Below are 21,300 nucleotides of genomic sequence, written 5' to 3'. Positions count from 1 at the left end.
GCTGAACCGAGGCCGGCCTCTCCAGATAAACCCGAGGTTTGGTTCATGTCAGAAGCCGTGCTGAGCACCCGCGTCACCGCATCGACGAGCAAGCGCTTCGCCGGAGTGCGCGTTGCCCCGTGGCTCTATCTCGCGCCGGCCGTTTTCACGCTGACTGTCTGGATCTACTGGCCGCTGGCCGATGCTTTTCGGCTGAGCTTCTACGAATGGAACATGTTGCCGACCGCGCCGCGCACCTTCGTCGGCTGGCAGAATTACATGCACATATTTGCGCTGCCGAAATTCTGGCAGGCATTGGGCAACACGGTCATCTATGTCCTCGGCCTCCTGCCGATGTCGGTGCTCATCCCGCTCGCCATCGCCATCCATACGCACGACCTTCCCCAGCGCTCCCGCAATCTCTATCGGGCCGTCATCTTCGTGCCGATGATCATCGCGCCGGTTGTCGCCGCGGCGGTGTGGCGCTGGCTGCTCGATCCCGGCCACGGCATCGTCAACGAAGCCATGACCGCCCTGGGCTGGCGTCCCATCCGCTTCCTGCAGGACCCGAAACTCGCCATCTGGACGATCATCGCGATCACCGGCTGGAAGCTGATCGGCTTCTCGACCCTGATCCTCTCCGCCGCCAACGCCAACATCAACCCTTCCCTCATCGAGGCTGCGCGCATGGACGGCGCCTCGAAGTGGCAGATCATCCGCAACATCAGGCTGCCGTTGCTTCGTTCGACTGTGTTCTTTCTCGTGCTGATGACCATCCTGCTCGGCGCGCAGTGGAGCTTCTCGTTCATCCACGTGCTGACGGGGGGCGGCCCTCTCGGCGCGACCACGAACATCTTCTACATCCTCTGGGATTTTGGTTTCTCGAGCCTTTCGGTCGGCTGGAGTTCGGCAGCCGCGGTGATCCTCTTCCTCGGCTTCGGCGTGCTGGCCTTCGTGCTTTTCCGCCTGATGGACAGGTACTCCTTCCATGACAACTGATCCCAGCCTTCGCGCTGCGCGCGCTGGAATGAACACGGCAGCCGGCCACATCGTCATGGTGCTGCTGGCGATCTTCAGCCTGTTCCCGGTTTACTGGATGATCGTCACATCGCTGCGTCCAGCCAATGCGATCTTCGACACGACGCCTTGGCCGACCGCGCCATCCCTCGCCAACTATGACTACGCGTTGAGCGCGATCCCGATCATCGAGATGCTGGGCAACACGCTTCTCGTATCGTCGGTCGTCACGATCGCCCAGCTCTTCACCGGGCTTCTTGCGGCATATGCCTTCGCCTGCTGGCGTTTCCCCTTCGACAAGCTGATCTATACGCTGATCGCATTGACCTGGCTGGTTCCCTTCCAGGTGGTGATGATCCCGAACTACCTGCTGGTTTCCAGTCTTGGACTGCTGGACAGCGTGACGGCGCTCATCCTGCCGCATTTCGCGGCCGCGCTCGCCATCCTGCTTCTTGCCCAGGCCATGCGTTCCTTTCCGCGGGAAGTGCTGGAAGCCGCCCGCATGGACGGGGCAAGAAGCTGGCGTATCCTATGGGAAGTCATCGCGCCCAATCTGCGCGGCACGATCGCGTCGCTTGCCATCCTGATCTTCATCTCCACCTGGAACGAATATTTCTGGCCGCTGCTCCTTTCCCGCACGCCGGAGAACAGCGTCGTCCAGATCGGCATCCAGATGTTCATGACGTCGGAGGGCACGCAATGGGGACCTCTCATGGCGGCCTCGACCATGGCCAGCCTCCCCATTCTCGTGCTTTATGTCGTCCTTCAAAGGCAGGTCGTCCAATCCTTCATGCAATCTGGAATTCGCTGATGCAAACCACCTCCCGGCGGCACCTCGCCATCGATGGAACCTTCAATCTCCGCGACCTCGGCGGCTATCCGCTCGCTGGCGGCCGGACGGGCTGGCGCCGCATCCTGCGCTCCGACGGGCTGCACCGGCTCGGTGAGGAGGGCATCGCCAGTCTCCTGGCCGAGGGCGTCGCCACCGTCATCGATCTGCGTCGCCACGAGGAATGCCGGGCACAGCCCAATCCGTTAGCCAGCCGCCCGACCGTGGCCTACCACCATGTATCGCTGTTCGACCAACTCGCCCCGGGCGCGATGTCGGACCAGGACGTGCTTTACGATCTCTATATTCAGGCATTGGCCCGGCGTCAGGAAGCGATCGCGCAGGTCCTGAGGAGGATCGCGGATGCGGGGGAAGGCGCCGTCCTGTTCCATTGCACCGCGGGCAAGGACCGCACCGGCATCATCGCTGCATTGCTGCTGGCGGTTGCCGGCGTGGAAACCGCGACCATCGTCGAGGACTACGCGCTGACCAAGGCCAGGATCGCGCCTTTGATCGCAATCTTCCTGGACGAGGCCGCCGCTCGCGGCACGGATATCGAGACCTTCAGGCCCCTGCTCGCCTGCGAGCCGAAAACCATGGCTGAAACGATGGCCTATATCGCCCAGACATATGGTTCAGTCGAAGCCTATCTCGCCGCGATCGGACTCGCTCCGGTTACCATCGCACGCCTGAAGTCACGCCTTGTGGAAAGCGCCTGACGGCCGGCGGGGATCGATGTCGTCGCGACGTGCCCAGCGCGACGACAGATGACGGTCGGGCTCAGATCAATCCTCCCGGAACGCCCGTTCGACCTGATCGCGCATCGGCTTGACCAGATAGGACAGGATCGTCCGGTCGGTCGTCTTGAAGAACACTTCGGCCGGCATGCCCGGCGTCAGCGTCAGCTCCTTCAACCGGTCCACCTCTTCCTTCGGCAAGGTGACATAGGCTGTATAATAGCTGACGCCGGTCCGCTCATCGACCGTCAGGTCAGGCGACAGGTTGCGCAGCTCGCCGTCGAGTTCCGGCGTCGTCGTCATGTTGAACGCCGACAAACGGATGCCGGCCTGCTGACCCGGCCGCAACTGATCGATATCCTGCGGAGCCACGCGCACCTCGATCGTGAGTTCGTCGGACACCGGCACGATCATCATCAGGCTCTCGCCAGGCGAGATCACACCGCCGAGCGTGTGCACGGACAATTCGTGCACGATGCCGTCCTGCGGGCTGCGGATATCGATGCGCTTGAGCTGATCCTCCGCCGCGACGCGGCGCTCCTCCAGTTCGGAGACCTTGCCCTGCGACTCGCGCAGCTCGCCGGCGACTTCGCTGCGCATCTGCTGGTCGACATAGATGATCTGCAGCTCGGTCTCGCTGGCGCGCCCCTTGGACTGAGCTATCCCAGCGGTCAGCTGGCCGAACTCGCCGTCGAGCCGCACCGCGTCGCGTTCGAGCGCCGTCATGCGCTCAAGGGAGACGAGCTTCTGCTCCCAAAGCTTGCGCACGCTTTGGAGCTCGGTCTTCATGATCTCGATCTCACGGCCCTTGGCGACACGCTGCTGCTCGAGGCCCGCGATCTCCTCACCGAGTTGGGAGATGCGCTCGCGCAACTGCGACTTCTGCCCCTCCCTTGCCGAGCGGCGGAAATCGAACAGCGAGCGCTCGCCGGCCATCATACGCTGTATGGTGGGATCGTTCTCCCGTTCGACCAAATCGGGAGGGAAGACGATCGCATCGGCTCCGTCGCGTTCAGCCTCGAGCCGGGCGATGCGAGCCTTCAACTCATAGAGACCCTTCGCAACGATCTCCAGATTGGCGCGCGTCATCGTCTCGTCCAGTCGGACCAGTACGTCGCCCTGCTTCACGCGTGTTCCCTCGCGGACATTGATCTGCCCGACCACGCCGCCCGAGGGGTGCTGGATCTTCTTGACGCTGGAATCGACGACCACACGCCCGGGTGCAATCACGGCTCCCGAGAGTTCCGTCGTTGCGGCCAAGCCGCCAATGCCGCCGATGAAAAAGACAGCGGTGGCAACACCGGCCAGAAGATAGCGGCGGATCGAACGCTCGATCGATTTTTCGTTCTGTGCCATCACGCCTTGCCTTCCTCGGTCCCAACCACTTTGAGCGGCACCTGCACGGGCGCGGGTCGCTGCGCCGGAACCGGAGCCGGCCGCAAGACCTTGCCGAGCACCTCGTTCTTCGGCCCGAACGCTTGCACCCTGCCGCCGGCCATCACCAGGACCTGGTCGACACTGGCCAATGCGCTGGGGCGGTGAGCGACGACCACGGCGATGCCGCCGCGGTTGCGCACACTCTGGATCGCGCCGGTCAGCGCCTCCTCGCCCTCGGCATCGAGATTTGAATTTGGCTCGTCCAGGATGACGAGGAACGGGTCGCCGTAAAGCGCGCGCGCCAGGGCGACGCGTTGCCGTTGACCGGCGGAAATGGTGCTTCCCGCTTCTCCGATCTTCGTATCGTAGCCGTCCGGCAGCCGAACGATCAGATCGTGGACGCCCGCCGCCATGGCGGCCTTCAGTATCTTCTCCGATGGTGCGTTCGGCTCGAAACGGGAGATATTCTCGGCGATCGTGCCGTCGAAGAGCTGGACGTCCTGTGGCAGGTAGCCGATATGGATCCCGAGCGCCTCCGGCGTCCATTGATCCAGCGTAGCGCCATCAAGGCGCACTGTGCCGCGCGCCGGCGTCCAGACCCCCGCGATGGCGCGGGCGAGCGACGACTTGCCCGACGCGCTGGGACCGATGATGCCGAGCCCGGCTCCCTTCGCCAGCGTGAAGGTCGCATCCTGCACGACGAGCTTGCGGTCGCCTGGCGGCACGATCGTGACACTCTCGACGGCAAGCGTTTCCTTGGGATCCCGCAGTCCGACACTCACCTGGTTCTCGGGCAGCATGTCCAGGAGCTGCTTGAGCCGGCTCCAGCCCTGGCGCGCCGAGACGAATCCCTTCCAATGGGCGATCGCCAGCTCGATGGGAGCAAGGGCGCGGCTGGTCATGATGGAGGCGGCGATCATGATGCCGCCGGTCGCCTGGCCAAGCACCACCAGATAAGCACCGATGGCAAGGATGCCCGATTGCAGCATGAGCCGCAGGATGCGTGAAATCGTGCCGAGCGTGCCTGACACGTCGCTGGCCTTCGCATGGGAAGCGAGATAATCGGCATTGATCGCCGCCCAGCGTTCACCCATCCGGGAGCCGAAGCCCATGGCCTGCAACGCTTCGTTGTTGCGGCGCGTCGCCTCGGCAAGCGACTGCCGGCCCTGGGCCTGCTGCCCCGCGACCTTCGTCGGGCCTCTGGTGAGCACCTCGGCCAGCAGGGTCAGCGCGAAGAGCACCACGGCGCCTGCAAGTGCGGCCACCCCGATCCAGAAATGGAAAAGGAAGCAGATGCCTATATAAAGCGGCATCCAGGGAAGATCGAACAGGGCGGTCGGACCGGGGCTGGACAGGAAGGAACGGACCTGGTCCAGATCCCTCAGCGGCTGCAACCCGTCGCCATTGATCTTCGTGCGCAGCGGCAGGCGCATCAGCGCCGAATAGACTTGGCCGCTCATTCGCGCGTCGAGCGCCGAGCCGAGGCGGACCATCAGGCGCGAGCGAATGAGCTCGAGCACGCCCTGGAAGGCGAACAAGGTGCCGGCCAGGATCATCAACCCAACGAGCGTCGGCACGCTCTTCGAGGGGACGACGCGATCATAGACCTGCAACATGAAGATGGAGCCGGTCAACGCCAGTATGTTGATTACACCGGTCATAAGACCGACGCCCGTAAAGGCTTTGCGGAAGGACAACAGCGCCTTCGCTAGAGTAAGTCGTGGCACATCAGTTGAAATTGCCGACATTCAGCACTCAGCGGTTTTAAAACCATAACGAGTAACATTATGGTCAAATCCCGTCCCAATTCTTTTCTTTGTTTTACTCAGGATCTTCGGTTCGACGCCCAGATACATGAACAGCGTCTGATCGGCATATCCCCGGTCGGTAACTTTTTATAGCATACTAAAACATACCTAATAAACGGAGGCGCGGCCGATATTCCGGTGGACGAGCGACAGCGCCGTGCCGCGACTTGCGCCAAGAGGCCTCCCGGGATTGAAACCGAAGCCTCCGGCAAGTAGGAGTGCCCCGCGCCATCATCATCACTCAGGAAACCGCGAAATGTTCCAGCATGTCGAAGCCTATCCCGGCGACCCGATCTTCGCGATCGTCGATGCCTTCCAGAAGGATACCAGGCCGGGCAAGGTCAATGTGAGCATCGGCCTCTATTATGACGGCGAGGGCAGGATTCCGGTGCTGTCGTCGGTCCGCAAGGCGGAGGCCATGCGCGCCGCAAATGCCGAGCCGCGCGTCTACCAGCCGATCGAGGGACCGGCCAACTACCGCGCTGCCATCCAGGCGCTGGTGTTCGGCGCCGGCCACGAGGCGATCGCATCCAAGCGCATCGCGACGATCCAATCCATCGGCGGCTCCGGCGCGCTGAAGGTCGGCGCGGATTTCCTCAAGCGACACTTTCCGGACAGCGAGGTCTGGGTGAGCGACCCGACCTGGGACAACCATCGCTCCATCTTCCAGGGCTCCGGCTTCAAGGTCCATTCCTATCCCTATTACGACCCTGCCACCGGTGGCGTGCGCTTCGACGCGCTTCTCGACACGCTGAAGGCAATCCCGGAGAAAAGCATCGTGCTCCTCCATCCTTGCTGCCACAACCCGACCGGCGTCGATCTGTCACGCGAGCAATGGGCAGAGCTCATCCCCCTGATCGCCGAACGGCAGCTCATCCCGTTTCTGGACATGGCCTATCAAGGCTTCGGCGATGGCATCGAGGAGGATGCCTATGCTATCCGCGCGATGGCCGACGCAGGTATCAGTCTCCTGGTCAGCAATTCCTTCTCCAAGAACCTGTCCTATTACGGCGAACGCTGCGGTGGACTTTCGGTCGTCTGCGCCGATGAGGACGAGGCGGCTCGCGTGCTCGGCCAGCTCAAATTCACCGTGCGCTCCAACTATTCCAATCCGCCCACCTATGGCGGCCAGGTCGCCGCGACGGTGATGCTCGATCCGGCCCTCCGCGCCGAATGGGAAGGCGAAGTGGCGGTCATGCGCGCGCGCATCAAGGCGATGCGCAAGACGCTCTACGACGTGCTGACAAAACGCGTGCAGGACCGGGATTTCGACTATCTTCTCTCGCAACGCGGCATGTTCAGCTACACCGGCCTGACGCCGGAGCAGGTCGACCGCCTGCGTGACGAATTCGCCGTTTATCTCGTGCGTTCCGGCCGCATGTGCGTGGCCGGCATCAACGAGCACAACGCCGCGACCGTCGCGGAGGCGATGGCCGCGGTGATGGCGGAATAAGCGGTCTCGGCCCGCGGCATGCTACCTCGGTCCGACAGAGGGGTTTCACACATCGCCTCGGACCGAAACTGCTGATGGAAGCGATATCCACGGCGCTGGCGCGACGTGTCGCTTCTGACGGCACGGCAAGCTGGAATCCGCATCATGTCATGCGGATTCCAGCTTTATGCGCAATTTCCAACATTTAATTTAAACTTTACCATACTTGCCACTTCTGCTTGCTGCGACAACAGGTTAGGGGAACCATTGACCTGCCGGACGAGTTTTCATCCGCGAAGGGATCGAGACGATGTCACGCAGCAACGGCATGAAGCCGAATGAAATCTCGAAGGAAATCAAGCGCCAGATTGGCCAGCAGGCCAATGCTCGCTATCTGCGTGCGCTGCCGCTGTTTCGCGTAGACAAAGAATTGCCGAAATCATTCCATGGCCTGCTGCGCGATATCGATCGCGCCGAGCGCAGCCAGAAGGAAAGGCGTTCGAAGACGATGTAGCGAAGCTGCCGGGCTAGGCGCCTGCCCGACGCCAGGAATAAGACGCGCCTTTACCGACGCCATCCGCAGCTTTGGCGGTCGGCTGATAATAGAGGCCGATTCCACCAAACTCCCCTTTCTTCAGCCGCTCGACCAGCACCGGATGGGACACTTCGAACTCGTCGAAGCCAAGCCTCAGCATGTGCGGCAACTGGTCGATAAGCACCTGGCCGACGGCGCGCACCGCACCACCGAAGTGGTGACGGCTCCTCAGGAGCTCGGCCTTGGAGAAGCTGCGACCGTCGCTGAAGGCGGGGAAAGCCAGCGCCACGAGGGAAAGCTGGCCGAGCAGTTCGACGATCGCTTCCAACGGCTCGCCAGGCTGCAGCACCACGCCCAGCCGCTCCCTCGCCGATCCGCGAGTCTGTGGGCCGAGACCAAGGAAGACCTCCAGCGGCAGGATGACGCGGCTATTGGTCGATAGCGCATCGGCCGTGTCGGCATGGCGCCATTCATCCTCGCGAAAGCCCGCCGGGGTCCAGAGGCGCGTTGCCGCGCCGGCATTCGGTTGCGACATCGTCCAAATCCTAAAACAACTGGCTGCCCAGCGATCGGTCGAGGCCCGAAAGATGAATGCCGCATTCGGTCTTGGCCTGCCCTGCCCAGCGGCCCGAACGTGCATCCTGTCCGGGCTTCACCGGCTGCGTGCACGGGAAGCAGCCGATCGACAGATAGCCATAGGCGACCAGCGGATTCTCCCGGAGCTTGTGCAGGCGCATATAATCGGCAAGGTCGGCGGTCGTCCACCGGGCCAGCGGGTTGACGCGGATGCGCATGCCCACCGCCTCGAACACCGGAAGGGCGACCCGCGTCGCAGCCTGGAAACGTTTGCGGCCGGTGAACCAGGCGCGAAACGGTTCGATGCTCCGGGCCATCGGCTCCACCTTCCGGAGGGCGCAGCAAGCATCCGTATCCCTGAGATGGAGCGTGCCGTCCGGATCCGCGCGGTCGAGCGCCGCCTCTTCCGGCGTGACGATGCGGATGTCGGTCAGGCCGAGATCGGCGGCCAATGCATCGCGATAATCGAGCGTCTCGCCGAAGTGCTTTCCCGTGTCGAGGAAGATTACCGGCGTGGCTCGGTCGACCTGCGCTATCATGTGCAGGAGCACTGCCGAATCCGCCCCGAACGACGACACGGCGGCGACCCCGCCGGCGAATTCATCGAGGGCTGCAAACTCGACGATCGCCCGCGGCGTTCGGCCGCCATGCCGCGCATCGAGCTGGGCCGCCCGGGCGGCGACCTGCTCTTCCGTGCCCGCTTCAGGCAGCCTTGGCTTCGCCGCCATAAAGCGCCTCCTTGAACGGAGCCGGACCGACCCGGCGGTAGGCGTCGAGGAACTTCTCGTCGCGGCCGAGGCGCAGGGCCAGATAGGTCTCGACGATCGTCTCGATGGCATCGGTGATTTCTTCGGGACCAAAGCCACGGCCGACGATCTCGCCGATCGAGGTGTTCTCGTCGCCCGAGCCGCCCAAGGTGATCTGGTAGAGCTCCGCACCCTTCTTCTCGACGCCCAAAATGCCGATGTGGCCGACATGGTGATGGCCACAGGCATTGATGCAACCCGAGATCTTCAGTTTCAGCTCGCCGATCTCGCGCTGACGCTCGAGCGAGGCGAAGCGCCGGGAGATTTCCTGCGCGACGGGGATCGAGCGCGCATTGGCTAGCGCGCAGTAATCGAGCCCGGGGCAGGCGATGATGTCCGTGATCAGGTTGGAATTGGCCGTGGCCAGGCCGATCTCGACCAGCGCATCATACACCGCCTTCAGATCTGCCCGCGCCACATGGGGCAGGATGAGGTTCTGCTCATGGCTGACGCGGATCTCGTCGAAGGCATATGTCTCAGCTATGTCGGCGACCGCTTCCATCTGGCTGTCGCTTGCATCGCCCGGCGACTCGCCTATGGCCTTCAACGAAATCGTCACCGCCGCATAATCGGGATGGCGATGGGTGATCACGTTCTGGTCGAGCCATTCGGAGAAGGACCTGGAGTCGAGCCGTGCGAGCCGCACCACCTCGTCGCCTTCCGGCCGCGCCACGAGAGCCGGCGGCGCGAAATATGCGCCGATGGCGCGGATATCCGCCTCCGGCAGCTTGAGCTCGCTCTGCTTCAGCGCCTCCCACTCGGCCTCGATTTGCCGAGCCAGCTCATCCGCGCCGGTCTCGTGCACGAGAATCTTGATGCGCGCCTTGAATTTGTTGTCGCGGCGGCCGTGGAGATTGTACACGCGCACGATCGCCGTGGTGTAGGAAAGCAGGTGCTCCTCGGGTAGGAAGTCCCTGATCTTCTTGGCGATCATCGGCGTGCGGCCCTGTCCGCCGCCGACATAGACGGCAAAGCCGAGCTCGCCCCTGTCGTTCTTCTTCAGATGCAGGCCGATGTCATGGACCTGGATCGCCGCGCGGTCGCGTTCGGCGCCGGTTACCGCGATCTTGAACTTGCGCGGCAGATAGGAAAACTCGGGGTGCACGGAGGACCATTGCCGCAGAATCTCGGCATAAGGGCGGGGGTCGGCGACTTCGTCAGCCGCGGCGCCGGCGAAATGGTCCGCGGTAACGTTGCGTATGCAGTTACCGCTGGTTTGAATGGCGTGCATCTCGACGCTCGCGAGCTCGGCGAGGATCGCCGGCACGTCGGACAGCGCCGGCCAGTTGAACTGGATGTTCTGGCGTGTGGTGAAATGGCCATAGCCCTTGTCGTATTTGCGGGCGACGTGGCCGAGCATACGCAGCTGCCTGGACGACAGCGTGCCGTAGGGAATGGCGATGCGCAGCATATAGGCGTGGAGCTGCAGATAAACTCCATTCATCAGCCTCAGCGGACGGAACTGGTCTTCCGTGATCTGGCCGGCGAGCCGCCGGTCCACCTGGTCGCTGAACTCGGCGACGCGGGCCTTGACGAAATCGTGGTCGAACTCATCGTAGCGGTACATGTCTTCTTCCGTGAACGCGTCACGCCGCCCGGACCAGCTCCGGGCGAGCCTGCTTGCCGAGATCGCTGCGGTTCGTGGGACCGGCGGCGCGGATGCGCTCGCGCAGCCGTATTGGCACCGGCACGCCGTCGATCAACTCGACATCGATCAGATTGACGTCGACGACCTCGTTGTTGTCATGGGCCGTCTTGCCGATCGCCTCCAGCCGCCCCTCGGTTTCCTTGTCGGAGGCAACCTCGGCGCGCCCTATCGTTTCGGCCCACGAACGATCGACAGCGAACCAGACGGCCTCACCGTCGATCAGGCGATTGGCGGTTAAGACCTTCATGCTGGCGTCCTTTCGCCTTCGGGCGCCGGGACGGCGAATCTCCCCATCGCGAGCGGCTCGGATTTGGCGAAGTTCGCGCCGGCGACGGCATCGCCGATCACGGTCATCACCGGCCCCGTGAGATCGCTTCGGCCTTCGAGCGACGGCAGATCGGCGAGCGTGCCGTGGAAGAGCCGGCGACCGGCCAGGCTGGCATTCTCCGCCACGGCGACCGCAGTGTCGGGCGACAGGCCGGCTTCGATCAGCCGGGCGGCGACATCGGCCGCGACCGAGCGCCCCATATAGACCGCGACGGTGGCGCCGGAGATGGCGAGCTTGGCCCAATCCGGCAGCGTGCCGCCTTTTAGGTCGTGGCCGGTCGTGAACACCATGGAGGAGCTGACGCCGCGCAGCGTCAACGGCAGTTCGAAATCAGCGGCGGCCGCGAAGGCAGCCGTAACACCGGGCACCACCTCGTAGGAAATGCCGGCGTCGCGCAGTGCCTGCATCTCCTCGCCGGCCCGGCCGAAAACCAGCGGATCGCCGCTCTTCAGGCGCACGACCTGTCTGCCCTTGCTTCCCAGCTCGACGAGCAGCCGATTGATCTCGGCCTGGCTCTTGGAATGGCAGCCCTTACGCTTTCCCACCGGGAGCCGCTCCGCGTCACGCCGTCCCATGGCGACGACGGCCTCGGGCACCAGAGCGTCGTGGACGATGACATCCGCCTGCATCAGGAGGCGCTGGGCGCGCAGGGTCAGCAGGTCTTCCGCGCCGGGCCCGGCGCCCACCAGCGCGACATGTCCTCTCGCGGCGCGGCGGCGCTTCAGCAGTTCCTCGGCGGCCTGGCGCGCCTCGTCCGCATGCCCCACTTCCATCTGGCGCGCCGGCGCGCCGGAGAAGAAATCGTCCCAGAAGCGGCGACGGAGATCGCCCTTGGGCAGCAGCTTCTCGGCCACGCCTCGGAACGACTCGGCAAGCAAGGCGAGCCGTCCGAGCGAAGGCGAAAGCATCTGATCGATCCTGGCGCGGATGAGCTGGGCGAGCACTGGGCCAGCCCCTTCGGTCCCGATGGCGACCGCAACCGGGGCACGATTGACCAGCGCGGGCGTGAAGAAATCGCAGCAGTCCGGACGGTCCACCGCGTTGACCGGCAGGCCGAGGGCGCGCGCATCGTCGGCAATGCGGCGGTCGAGCGCCGCGTCGCCCGTCGCGGCGAAGACGAGCACCGCCCCATCGAGCGCCGATGCATCGTAAGGGCTTTTCAAGTGAACGGCGCCATGCTCGATGATCCAGCGATCGAGCTGCTCCTCAGGCGTGTCGGCGACGATCTTCAGCGAGGCGCTCGACTGGCCGATCAGCCGCGCCTTGGCAAGCGCCTCGTCGCCGTTGCCGACGATGACCACGACGCGGCCTTCTACCCGTACAAAGACGGGAAAGGCATTGAGCTTGGCTTGTTTCTGCGTCATGCGCGGCTTTCCTCGGGAGGAACAATATCTACCGGCAGGCGCCAGCGATCAGAAGGAATGCACTCGCGCTGCCCACGAACCGGTGCAAACTCTTTTCCGCAGCTTTCCAAGGTGAAAGAAAAATATTCCGCCACCATAGAAAGAAGGCCGCCGCAACACGTCAGCGACCGGCTTGGCGAAGGGTGATCTTCTAAATTCTATAATATTAGTAGAATTAATCTGGCAGGAACTTCGCATGGGACAGGACGTTGGATTCGGAGATTGAAAAGCGAACGGAGCGCCGCCATGCCGAGCATCAGATTGAAACGAGGGATGTGGGTTGTGGTGGCGGATGGCGAGAAGGCGCTCTTCCTGAAGAACGAAGGCGATGCGACTTACCCCGACCTGAACGTCGTACGGAAGATCGAGGAAGAGAACCCGCCGACACGCGAGCAGGGTACCGATCGCCCCGGTCGCTACAGCGACGGGCCAACCGCGCATAGAAGCGCCGTCGATGATACCGACTGGCACAGGCTGGCCAAGGGGCGCTTCGCGGAGGAGATAGCAGAGCGGCTCTACAAGCTCGCGCATCGCGGTGAATTCGACGAGATCGTCCTGGTTGCGCCGCCCCTCGTGCTGGGCGAGATCCGCAAGAAGCTGCACAAGGAAGTCGCGGACAAGGTTTCGGGGGAAGTGCCGAAGACGCTGACCAATCTGCCGGTCCCCGACATCGAAGCCATCCTCCAGCAGGAGTGAGCCGGTAATCCCCCGCACGCCTTCCCGCATTCCGCGCGGTTGATTTCCTTGAACGCATCCGGGTAGGTTGACAGCGCTGATTCACATCCATCGCCGTGACGAACGGTGCCCTTGGCGATGCTAGGCTTAGGGACCGAGCGTTTGCACCAACAGGCGACACCGCGAGCATCCTGCAGAGCGCCACAGACATGTCTTTCTGATCCCTTGCGTAGGCCACTGTGACCGCCGCCGATCCCCTTCACATCCTGAAAGCCGTGTATGGCTACGACGCGTTTCGCGGGCGGCAAGCGGAAATCGTCGAGCATGTGATGGCCGGCAACAACGCTTTCGTCCTGATGCCGACGGGCGGCGGCAAATCGCTGTGCTATCAGATCCCGGCCATGGCGCGGCCGGGGATGGGCATCGTCGTCTCGCCATTGATCGCTCTGATGGCCGATCAGGTGGCTGCCTTGCGTCAGGCGGGGGTGAAGGCAGTTGCGCTCAACTCCGACCTGCAAGGCGATGAACGACGAGCGCTGTGGCGAGACGTGTCCAGCGGCGCGCTGGACCTCCTCTATGTGGCCCCAGAAACGCTGCTCAGGCCCGAAATCCTGGAGCGGCTCGGCCAGGTTCCCCTGTCGCTGATTGCCATCGACGAAGCACATTGCCTGTCGCAATGGGGGCACGATTTCCGTCCGTCATACCGTCAGCTCGACGCGCTGGTCGCGCTGTTCCCGGACACACCGCGCATGGCGCTGACGGCCACTGCCGACGCGCCGACGCGGACCGAAATCCTGACGCATCTCAAGATCGCGGAACGCGATGCCTTCATTGCCGGTTTCGACCGCCCCAACATCCGCTACGCCATCAAGGAGAAGGACAATCCACGGGGACAGCTGAAGCGCTTCCTGAAGGACCATGAGAACGAAAGCGGCATCGTCTATTGCCTCTCGAAACGAAAGACGGAGGAGACGGCGGCTTGGCTCTGCGCGCAGGGCTATGACGCCCTCCCCTATCACGGCGGCATGGACAAGGCTGCGCGCGAGGCGAACCAGGCCCGCTTCCAACATGACGAAGCCGTCATCATGGTGGCTACCATTGCCTTCGGCATGGGCATCGACAAGCCGGATGTACGCTTCGTCGCCCATCTCGACCTGCCGGGCAGCATCGAGGCCTATTATCAGGAGACCGGACGCGCCGGACGCGATGGCCTGCCCTCCGAAGCAATGATGCTCTATGGCTATGAAGACATCGCGCTGCGCAGCCGGTTCATAGAGGAATCGGACGCGCCCGAGCAGCGCAAGCGCATGGAACGGCAAAAGCTCGATGCACTCCTTGGGCTGGCCGAGACAGCGGGCTGCCGCCGCCAGGCGCTGCTCTCCTACTTCGGCGACCACGGCGAAGCCTGCGGCAACTGCGACACCTGCGCCGAGCCGCCGCAGTTGTTCGACGGGACAATCGCAGCGCAGAAGGCCCTGTCATGCATTCACAGGACCGGCGAGCGCTTTGGCCAGGCCTATATCGTCGATGTCCTTCTGGGTGCCCAGGACAAGCGCATCGCCGACTTCGGCCACGACCGCATTTCCACTTACGGCATCGGCAAGGAGCATGACAACCGAACCTGGCGCGCGATCCTGCGCCAGTTGATTGCCCTGCGCCTGATCGCGGTCGACCTGGCCGGGCATGGCGGCCTGTCGATCTCGGAGGCGGGGCGCCAATTCCTGCGCGAGAAGCCAACGCTCATGCTGCGCGTGCCGGCAACGCCGAGCGCCGGGCGAGACAAGGTCTCCCGCAACCGGACATCGACCGCCCTGCCCGACGCCGATCGCGCATTGTTCCAGGCGTTGCGGGAAAAGCGCATGGAAATCGCCCGAACGCAGAATGTACCGCCCTACGTCATTTTCCACGACAAGACGCTGATCGAACTGGCCGCCGCCCGCCCCGCCTCGCGCGCTGAGATGGCTGCGGTTCCAGGCGTCGGCGATGCCAAGCTGGAGCGCTACGGTCCAGCGTTCCTGGCGGTGATTGCCGAGCACGCGTAGCGGTTAGACCTGATCATGGTCTAACTGGCGAGGAACTCGCGCAGCAGCGATATCTGCTCGCTGTTCGCCAGCGTGGGCGCATGCCCGCAGTCGGAGATCGTCACCAACCGCGGCTTGGGGCCACGGCTCGTCATCCGGGCCGCTGTGACCTCGGACAACACGTCCGACGTCGCTCCGCGAATGAGCAGGGTCGGGGCCGAGACCGCGTCGTATTTATCCCAGACATCCAGATCCCCCTTATGGGTGGTGAATTGCGACACGATGGCAGGGTCGTAATGCACCGTGACGCGGCCGCCATCGGTGCGCCGCGCCGAAGTGTCGGCCATGCGGCGCCAGAATTCGGGCGTGTTCTCGCCGAAGGGGGCGTAGTTGCGACGCAGCCAGGCTTCGAGCTCGGCGACCGTGTCGTAGACCGGCGGCGTACCGACATAGGAAGCGATGCGGCCGGCGCCTTCGGCGGGAATGTCCGGGCCAACATCGTTGATCACAAGATGGGTGATGCGCTCTTTCAGCACCTCCGCCGCCAAGGTGATGCCGATCAGGCCTCCCATGGAGGTGCCGATCCAGCGCAGACGATCTATGCCGTAATGCGCGAGAAGGCCGAGGGCGGCCTCGCCGAACATGCGATAGGAATATTCGACCTCCGGCCTCTTCGCCCAGCTCGACAGGCCGCGCCCGGGCGTGTCCGGACAGAGCACGAAATATTGTTCGGCCAGCGCGGAGGCAGCCTCGTCGAAGTCCCGGCCTGTCCGAGCGAGCCCATGCCACATGACGAGCGCCGGCTTACGCCTGTCGCCCCACTCGGTGACATGGATCTCGAAGCCGGCCGCCTGGACATAGGTCGAACGAGGAAACGTCATTTGCGGGTACCTTTCCCCATCAATGTTCCGGCGATCCCCGCCGGGAAGAAATAGACGAGCAGGATGAAAAGGAGGCCGAGCCAGAGCAGCCAGCGGTCGGGATTGAGAAGGTCAGGCAGGAGCGGCAGCCCGGCCGTCGCCTCGGCCCCCGCCTCCATGAGGTCCTTCAGGTAGAACTGCGCCAGGCTCATGATGACGACGCCAATGACCGCGCCCACCATCGTCCCCATGCCGCCGATGACCACCATGAGAAGGATGTCGATCATGATGCCGAAGGAGAGCGCGACGTCCGGTCCGACATATTTCAGCCAAACAGCCCGCAGCACGCCGGCAAGGGCCGCCACCACCGCCGCGATGCAGAAGATCGCGGTGCGGTAGAAGACGACGCGGTAGCCGATCGCCTCGGCCCGCATCTCGTTCTCGCGGATCGCTTCCAGCACCGTGCCCATGGGAGAGGCGACGATGCGCAGCATCAGAAGGAAAAGGGCGAGGCTCGACAGGAACACGAAATAATAAGCGGCGATCTTGCCGTTCATGGCGACTCCGAACAGGCGCAGCGTCTTGCCATCCGCGTCGGTGAGCAGTTTCGTCGCGGCGGAGAAGAGTTTCGGCACCTGGTAGGTCATGCCGTCCTCGCCGCCGGTCAGGTCAGAGAGCTGGCTGGCCAGCACCATCATCACGGAGGCAGCCGCGAGCGTGACCATGGCGAAGAAGATCGCCTTGACGCGCAGGGACAATGCGCCGATCAGTACGGCGAGCACCAGCGCGCATAGCACTCCCGCGACACCGCCAAGCAGGATCGCATCCCAGCCCGGCCCCATGGTCTTCAACGCCATCGCGGTACCGTAGGCTCCGAGCCCGAAGAACATCGTATGGGCGAAGGAGACGATGCCGGTATAACCGATGAGCAGGTCATAGCTGGCGACAAGCACGATGAAGACGCAGATACGCGCCGCCACCTCCTGCGCCCGCACGTCGGGGAACAGGAACGGCGCGAAAAGCAGGCAAAGGCCGATGAGCCCGGCGACGGCATAGACCGCGAGCCGCCCGGCGGGAATGTGGCGATGAGCCGTTTGCGCCAACGAAGGGGACGTTGTGACGACCATTGGCAACTATCCCGTGACGGCCGGCTTGAGGCCCCTGGGCCGCCACAGCAGGATCGCCATCATCAGAAGCATGTTCGAGGCGAGCGACAGTTTCGGCGCCAGGAACGCAACATAGTTGGCCGTGAGCCCGACCAGGATGGCGCCGAGCAGCGACCCTTCGATCGAGCCGAGCCCGCCGATGATGACCACGATGAAGACGAGGATCATCATCTCCGCGCCGATGGCCGGAGTGATGAGGCCCTGATATCCGGCCCACATCGCCCCGCCCATGGCGGCAAGGGCGGAGCCGGCCATGAAGACGGCGATGAACAGCCGGTCGATACGGAAGCCCAATGCCTCCACCATCTCGCGATCCTCCACGCCGGCCCGGATCAGGAGACCGACGCGCGTGCGGTTCAGCGCAAAATGCATGGCGGCGTAGACGGCCAGGCCGAGCAGGAAGGCGAAGATGCGGTAGATCTCGACCGCCACGTCGCCAATGACGACCGACCCGTTGAGCACGGAAGGACGAGGAACCGCGATCGGCGCGCCGCCCCAGATCGCCAGGATCATCTGCTCCGCGACGATGAGCGCGCCCATGGTGATGAGGATCTGGCGCAGATGGTCCTTGTAGACGGGCTTGACGATGACGCGCTCGAAGAACCAGCCGGCGACGGCACCGAAAGCCGTGGCCGCGCCGATTGCCGCAAGCAGGGCGAGGAGATTGAGCGCGGCGCTACCGCCGGTCGCCCAGCCGCCGAGCGCCGCCAGCACCGAAGCGGCGACGAAGGCACCGAAGGAAACGAAGGCCGAATGGCCGAAATTCAGCACGTCCATGAGCCCGAAGACCAGCGAGAGGCCGGAGGCCATCAGGAAGATCATCATGCCCATGGCAAGGCCCGCCACGGTGAGCGTCACCCAGCTCGACGGAGAGCCGATGAGCACAAGAGCGACGAGGGCAAGCGCAACGGGCAGCAGGTTGACGCCGCCGAAGCGCGAAAGGGTGTTCGACAGTCCGTTCATCGAGCACCCCCCTCTGGCTTGCCGGCCATCTCCCCCTCAAGGGGGGAGATCGGCAGTTTCAACGCCGCTGGCCTTTCCGCGGCGTTGATGATTAGCGAAAGCCGCCGCGACAGCCGATCTCCCCCCTTGAGGGGGAGATGGCCGGCAGGCCAGAGGGGGGTGCAACGCAGACTGCTCATTGCCATCCCTACTGATGCGCCGCGAGCGACAGGCTGAGCAACTTCGTCTGCAGCGCCTCGTCGGCCGCAAGCTCGGCCATGTCGCCGCGATGGATGATGCGGCCATCGTCGATCACCGCGACGGTCGCGCCGAGCGATCTGGCGAAGAGGAAGTTCTGCTCGACGAGAAGGATTGTCGTCTCCCTGGCAATCTCCTGGAACGCCGAAATCATGTTGCGGATGATGGCCGGCGCGAGCCCTTTCGTCGGCTCGTCGATGAGGATGAGCTCGCGCCGTTCGACGATCGCGCGGGATATGGCGAGCATCTGCTTCTGGCCGCCGGACAGCGCATGGGCCTGCTTCGTCCAGAAGCGTTCCATCGCGGGAAACAGTGCGAAGATGCGTTGGAGCCGCGCGTCGTCGAAGCGGCCTGTCGCCGTAGCGAGCCGCATGTTCTCCTCGACGGTCAACCCGCCGAAGATCCCCATATTTTCCGGTACATAGGCGATCCCCAGACGGGCGATGTCGGGAGTGCTCAGCGCCGTGACGTCGTGATGGCGGAACACGATCGCGCCCTTGCGCGCGCGCCACAGGCCCATGATGGTTCGCAGCGTCGTGGTCTTGCCGGCGCCGTTGCGGCCGAGCAGGACATGGACGCCGCCCTCGGGCACGTCGAGCGACACGCCATGCAGGATCTGGTACTGGCCGATGTCGGTGTGGACGTCGTCGAGACGCAGTATCGCGCTCATGCCGCCGCCTCCGCGGGGACGCCCAGATAGATCTCTCGCACGACAGGCAAGGCCATCACCGTATCGGGCTTGCCGTCGGCGACCAGTTCGCCATTGTGAAGCACGACGATGCGATCGGCGAGCGCACGGACCACGTCCATCTTGTGCTCGACAAGAAGGATGGTCTTGGACCTGTCCTTCCGGATATCGGCGATGAGGTCGAGGATCACCGGCGCCTCGTCGACCGACATGCCTGCTGTGGGCTCGTCGAACATGAAGATTTTCGGTTCCATGGCGAGCAACAGGGCGACTTCCAGCTTGCGCTGGTCGCCGTGCGGCAAGCCCGCGGCCGGCAGGTGCGCGACCGAGGCGAGACGCACCCGCTCGAGATAGCCTTCCGCCTCTTGGCGCAATACCGGGAAAGCTGCGGCGCGTCGCAGGAAACGCGCGCCGACGCCCCGGCGCGCCTGCACGGCCAGCCGGACGTTCTCCAGCACCGACAGCTTCGGAAAAAGGTTGGTGAGCTGGAACGCCCGGCCGATGCCGACCTTGGCGCGCGCCGAGGGCGCAAGACCGGTGATATCGGATCCTTCCAGGAAGATGCGCCCCTCCGTCGGCGTCAATTGGCCCGACACGAGATTGAACCATGTCGTCTTGCCCGCCCCGTTCGGCCCGACGATCGCGGTCAGCTCACCGGGCACGAAGGCGCACGACACGCCGTTGACGGCCGCGTGGCCGCCGAAGCGGATCGTCAGGTTTTCGGTCTTGAGGGAAGGCGTAGCCATGGGGTCGGTTCGGCAGCCCCCTCTCCGCCTTGATGCAGGCGGAGAGGGGTAAGCCCGTTCCTATTCCTGATTGTTGCGTCCGACCGGAATCTTCATTTCCTCCGGCTTGATCTCGCGCACCAGCTCGGGGATCGCCCACTCGACTTTGTCGTCGACCTTGATCTTGAAGTGGTACATGGATTGCAGCGCCTGATGATCCTCCTTGCGGAAGGTCATCGGGCCCTTCGGCGTGTCCCACGTCATGCCTTCCATGGTCTCGATCAGTGTCTCGGTCTCCCAGTCCGACGCCGTCTCGAGCGCCTTGGCAACCGCCAGCGCGGCCGACATGCCGCCTGCCGTGAAGAAGTCCGGCGGCGTGTTGAAGCGCTTCATGTGCTCGGCGACCAGCCAGTCGTTCACCGGGTTCTTGGGCGCTTCGTAGTAATAATACATCGCGCCCTCCATGCCCGGCACCTTCTTGTAGCCAACCAAAGCCGGCAGGATGTTGCCGCCGCTGGAGAGCTCGATGCCGTAGCGGCCGGGGTCGGCCGCCGCCAGCGGGCTCATGGCGTCGATGCCGGCAACGTTGATGAAGATCACCTTACGGCCCGGCTGGTCCTTGAGCGCATTGAAGAGCCGCTCGATCGTCGCGGTGAAGTCGGTCGTCTGCTGCGGCACATATTCCTCGGCGACGACATGGGCGCCGGTCCCTTCCAGGGCCTTCTTGAAGGCGGCGATACCGTCCTTGCCGAAGGCATAATCCTGCGCCAGCGTGGCGACATAGAGGTTCTGGTCGGGCTTCAACGAGATCGCCTGGGCCTCCATGTCCATCGAGGAATTCCGTGATGTCTTGAAGACGTAGCGGTTCGAATCCTTGCCCGTCAGGCTGTCGGCCACCGCCGGCTCGACCAGCAGGATCTTTTCATATTCAGCCGCGACGGGCAGCATGGCGAGCGCCACGCCGGAAGAGGTGTCACCGACGGCGAGCACGACGTCCTCGTCCTCGAAGGCCTCGGCCAGCAAGGCGCGGGCAATGTCGGGCTTGAACTGGCTGTCCTTTTTGACAATCTCGAGCTTGCGGCCCTTGATCTCCATGGTGCCGTTGGTGGCGTATTCGAGGCCCATCTCGAAACCGGTCTGCGTCTGTTTGGAATAGGCTTCGAGCGGCGAGCCCGAAAGCCCATGGATCAGCGCGATCTTTGCCGTACCGTCCTGCGCCGACGCCATTGGCAGCGTCAGCAGCATCGCCCCGGCCGCCATAGCGGCGAGTATCTTCTTCATCTCTTCTCCTCCCCAATGGCACGAGCGCAGCCGCTCGTGCGCGCCCGCATTGGCCGGACGCGATTCTCGTACGAACGGCCCTGGATGTTGATACATCCAGGGTGCCTCAGTCGCCGGCGCGGCCCTCCGGCCGCTTGGCTTTCGCGCCAACAGGCGCGGCGCGCAGTCGCGCGCTCCAACGGTCAATTCTATTGACCGTTGGTTATTGC

The 21,300-nt window shown here is 63.9% G+C and carries 20 protein-coding genes; 7 read left to right on the top strand and 13 right to left on the bottom strand.

Annotated elements, in window-relative coordinates; all coding sequences use genetic code 11:
• The first annotated feature begins 45 nt into the window (after positions 1-45).
• Genes ACCO56_RS21295 through ACCO56_RS21285 form a run of 3 tightly spaced genes read left to right on the top strand, consistent with a single transcriptional unit; the run spans position 46 to position 2,544 of the window.
• On the top strand, positions 46-978 hold the full coding sequence (locus ACCO56_RS21295) for a carbohydrate ABC transporter permease (protein ID WP_433642861.1): 933 nt from the start codon (positions 46-48) through the stop codon (positions 976-978).
• Positions 968-1,807, top strand: a complete 840-nt coding sequence (locus tag ACCO56_RS21290) for a carbohydrate ABC transporter permease (RefSeq protein ID WP_433642860.1) — start codon at positions 968-970, stop codon at positions 1,805-1,807. The genes ACCO56_RS21295 and ACCO56_RS21290 overlap by 11 nt, the downstream gene beginning before the upstream one ends.
• On the top strand, positions 1,807-2,544 hold the full coding sequence (locus ACCO56_RS21285) for a tyrosine-protein phosphatase (RefSeq protein ID WP_433642859.1): 738 nt from the start codon (positions 1,807-1,809) through the stop codon (positions 2,542-2,544). Before ACCO56_RS21290 ends, ACCO56_RS21285 begins: the two co-directional genes overlap by 1 nt.
• 66 nt (positions 2,545-2,610) lie before the next feature.
• On the opposite strand, the gene ACCO56_RS21280 is transcribed toward ACCO56_RS21285, so the two are convergent.
• Positions 2,611-3,918: an HlyD family type I secretion periplasmic adaptor subunit gene (locus tag ACCO56_RS21280; protein ID WP_433642858.1), complete on the bottom strand. Its 1,308-nt coding sequence runs from the start codon at positions 3,916-3,918 to the stop codon at positions 2,611-2,613.
• The gene (locus tag ACCO56_RS21275) at positions 3,918-5,687 is read right to left on the bottom strand and encodes a type I secretion system permease/ATPase (protein ID WP_433642857.1); all 1,770 of its coding nucleotides are present in this window, start codon (positions 5,685-5,687) and stop codon (positions 3,918-3,920) included. The genes ACCO56_RS21280 and ACCO56_RS21275 overlap by 1 nt, the downstream gene beginning before the upstream one ends.
• Positions 5,688-6,003: 316 nt before the next feature.
• On the opposite strand from ACCO56_RS21275, the gene ACCO56_RS21270 reads away from it, so the two are divergent.
• Complete coding sequence (locus tag ACCO56_RS21270) at positions 6,004-7,200, top strand: aromatic amino acid transaminase (RefSeq protein ID WP_433642856.1); 1,197 nt, start codon at positions 6,004-6,006, stop codon at positions 7,198-7,200.
• A 289-nt stretch (positions 7,201-7,489) separates the two neighbouring features.
• On the top strand, positions 7,490-7,693 hold the full coding sequence (locus tag ACCO56_RS21265; protein WP_433642855.1) for a hypothetical protein: 204 nt from the start codon (positions 7,490-7,492) through the stop codon (positions 7,691-7,693).
• Between the two features lie 13 nt (positions 7,694-7,706).
• Here ACCO56_RS21265 and ACCO56_RS21260 read toward each other — a convergent pair whose 3' ends face one another.
• From ACCO56_RS21260 to cysG, 5 genes are read right to left on the bottom strand one after another with little or no spacing between them, the layout of a single operon-like run.
• Positions 7,707-8,249 (bottom strand): DUF934 domain-containing protein, encoded by a 543-nt coding sequence (locus ACCO56_RS21260; protein ID WP_433642854.1) that lies wholly within the window; start codon positions 8,247-8,249, stop codon positions 7,707-7,709.
• Between the two features lie 10 nt (positions 8,250-8,259).
• Entirely contained in the window at positions 8,260-9,018 is a 759-nt protein-coding gene (locus ACCO56_RS21255; protein WP_433642853.1) for a phosphoadenylyl-sulfate reductase, read from the bottom strand.
• Positions 8,993-10,663 carry a nitrite/sulfite reductase gene (locus ACCO56_RS21250; RefSeq protein WP_433642852.1) on the bottom strand — a complete coding sequence of 557 codons (1,671 nt, stop codon included), beginning with the start codon at positions 10,661-10,663 and terminating at the stop codon, positions 8,993-8,995. The genes ACCO56_RS21255 and ACCO56_RS21250 overlap by 26 nt, the downstream gene beginning before the upstream one ends.
• Before the next feature lie 19 nt (positions 10,664-10,682).
• Positions 10,683-10,991 (bottom strand): DUF2849 domain-containing protein, encoded by a 309-nt coding sequence (locus ACCO56_RS21245; protein WP_433642851.1) that lies wholly within the window; start codon positions 10,989-10,991, stop codon positions 10,683-10,685.
• Positions 10,988-12,436, bottom strand: a complete 1,449-nt coding sequence (cysG, locus tag ACCO56_RS21240) for a siroheme synthase CysG (RefSeq protein ID WP_433642850.1) — start codon at positions 12,434-12,436, stop codon at positions 10,988-10,990. Before cysG ends, ACCO56_RS21245 begins: the two co-directional genes overlap by 4 nt.
• A 285-nt stretch (positions 12,437-12,721) precedes the next feature.
• Here cysG and ACCO56_RS21235 point away from each other — a divergent pair, with 285 nt between their 5' ends.
• Complete coding sequence (locus ACCO56_RS21235) at positions 12,722-13,171, top strand: host attachment protein (protein ID WP_433642849.1); 450 nt, start codon at positions 12,722-12,724, stop codon at positions 13,169-13,171.
• Positions 13,172-13,389: 218 nt separating this feature from the next.
• The gene (gene recQ / locus ACCO56_RS21230; protein ID WP_433642848.1) at positions 13,390-15,192 is read left to right on the top strand and encodes a DNA helicase RecQ; all 1,803 of its coding nucleotides are present in this window, start codon (positions 13,390-13,392) and stop codon (positions 15,190-15,192) included.
• 20 nt (positions 15,193-15,212) lie between these two features.
• Here recQ and ACCO56_RS21225 read toward each other — a convergent pair whose 3' ends face one another.
• From ACCO56_RS21225 to ACCO56_RS21200, 6 genes are all read right to left on the bottom strand, one after another.
• Positions 15,213-16,052 (bottom strand): alpha/beta fold hydrolase, encoded by an 840-nt coding sequence (locus ACCO56_RS21225; protein WP_433642847.1) that lies wholly within the window; start codon positions 16,050-16,052, stop codon positions 15,213-15,215.
• Positions 16,049-17,158 carry a branched-chain amino acid ABC transporter permease gene (locus ACCO56_RS21220; protein WP_433642846.1) on the bottom strand — a complete coding sequence of 370 codons (1,110 nt, stop codon included), beginning with the start codon at positions 17,156-17,158 and terminating at the stop codon, positions 16,049-16,051. The genes ACCO56_RS21225 and ACCO56_RS21220 overlap by 4 nt, the downstream gene beginning before the upstream one ends.
• A gap of 6 nt (positions 17,159-17,164) precedes the next feature.
• The gene (locus tag ACCO56_RS21215) at positions 17,165-18,160 is read right to left on the bottom strand and encodes a branched-chain amino acid ABC transporter permease (protein WP_433642845.1); all 996 of its coding nucleotides are present in this window, start codon (positions 18,158-18,160) and stop codon (positions 17,165-17,167) included.
• A 187-nt stretch (positions 18,161-18,347) separates the two neighbouring features.
• Positions 18,348-19,067, bottom strand: a complete 720-nt coding sequence (locus ACCO56_RS21210; protein ID WP_433642844.1) for an ABC transporter ATP-binding protein — start codon at positions 19,065-19,067, stop codon at positions 18,348-18,350.
• Positions 19,064-19,831: an ABC transporter ATP-binding protein gene (locus ACCO56_RS21205; RefSeq protein ID WP_433642843.1), complete on the bottom strand. Its 768-nt coding sequence runs from the start codon at positions 19,829-19,831 to the stop codon at positions 19,064-19,066. The genes ACCO56_RS21210 and ACCO56_RS21205 overlap by 4 nt, the downstream gene beginning before the upstream one ends.
• 60 nt (positions 19,832-19,891) lie before the next feature.
• On the bottom strand, positions 19,892-21,091 hold the full coding sequence (locus tag ACCO56_RS21200) for a substrate-binding domain-containing protein (RefSeq protein WP_433642842.1): 1,200 nt from the start codon (positions 21,089-21,091) through the stop codon (positions 19,892-19,894).
• Between the last annotated feature and the right edge of the window lie 209 nt (positions 21,092-21,300).

It is taken from the genome of Mesorhizobium sp. 1B3 (assembly GCF_050958605.1).
GTDB lineage: Bacteria > Pseudomonadota > Alphaproteobacteria > Rhizobiales > Rhizobiaceae.
This window is presented reverse-complemented; position numbering and strand designations above follow the sequence as displayed.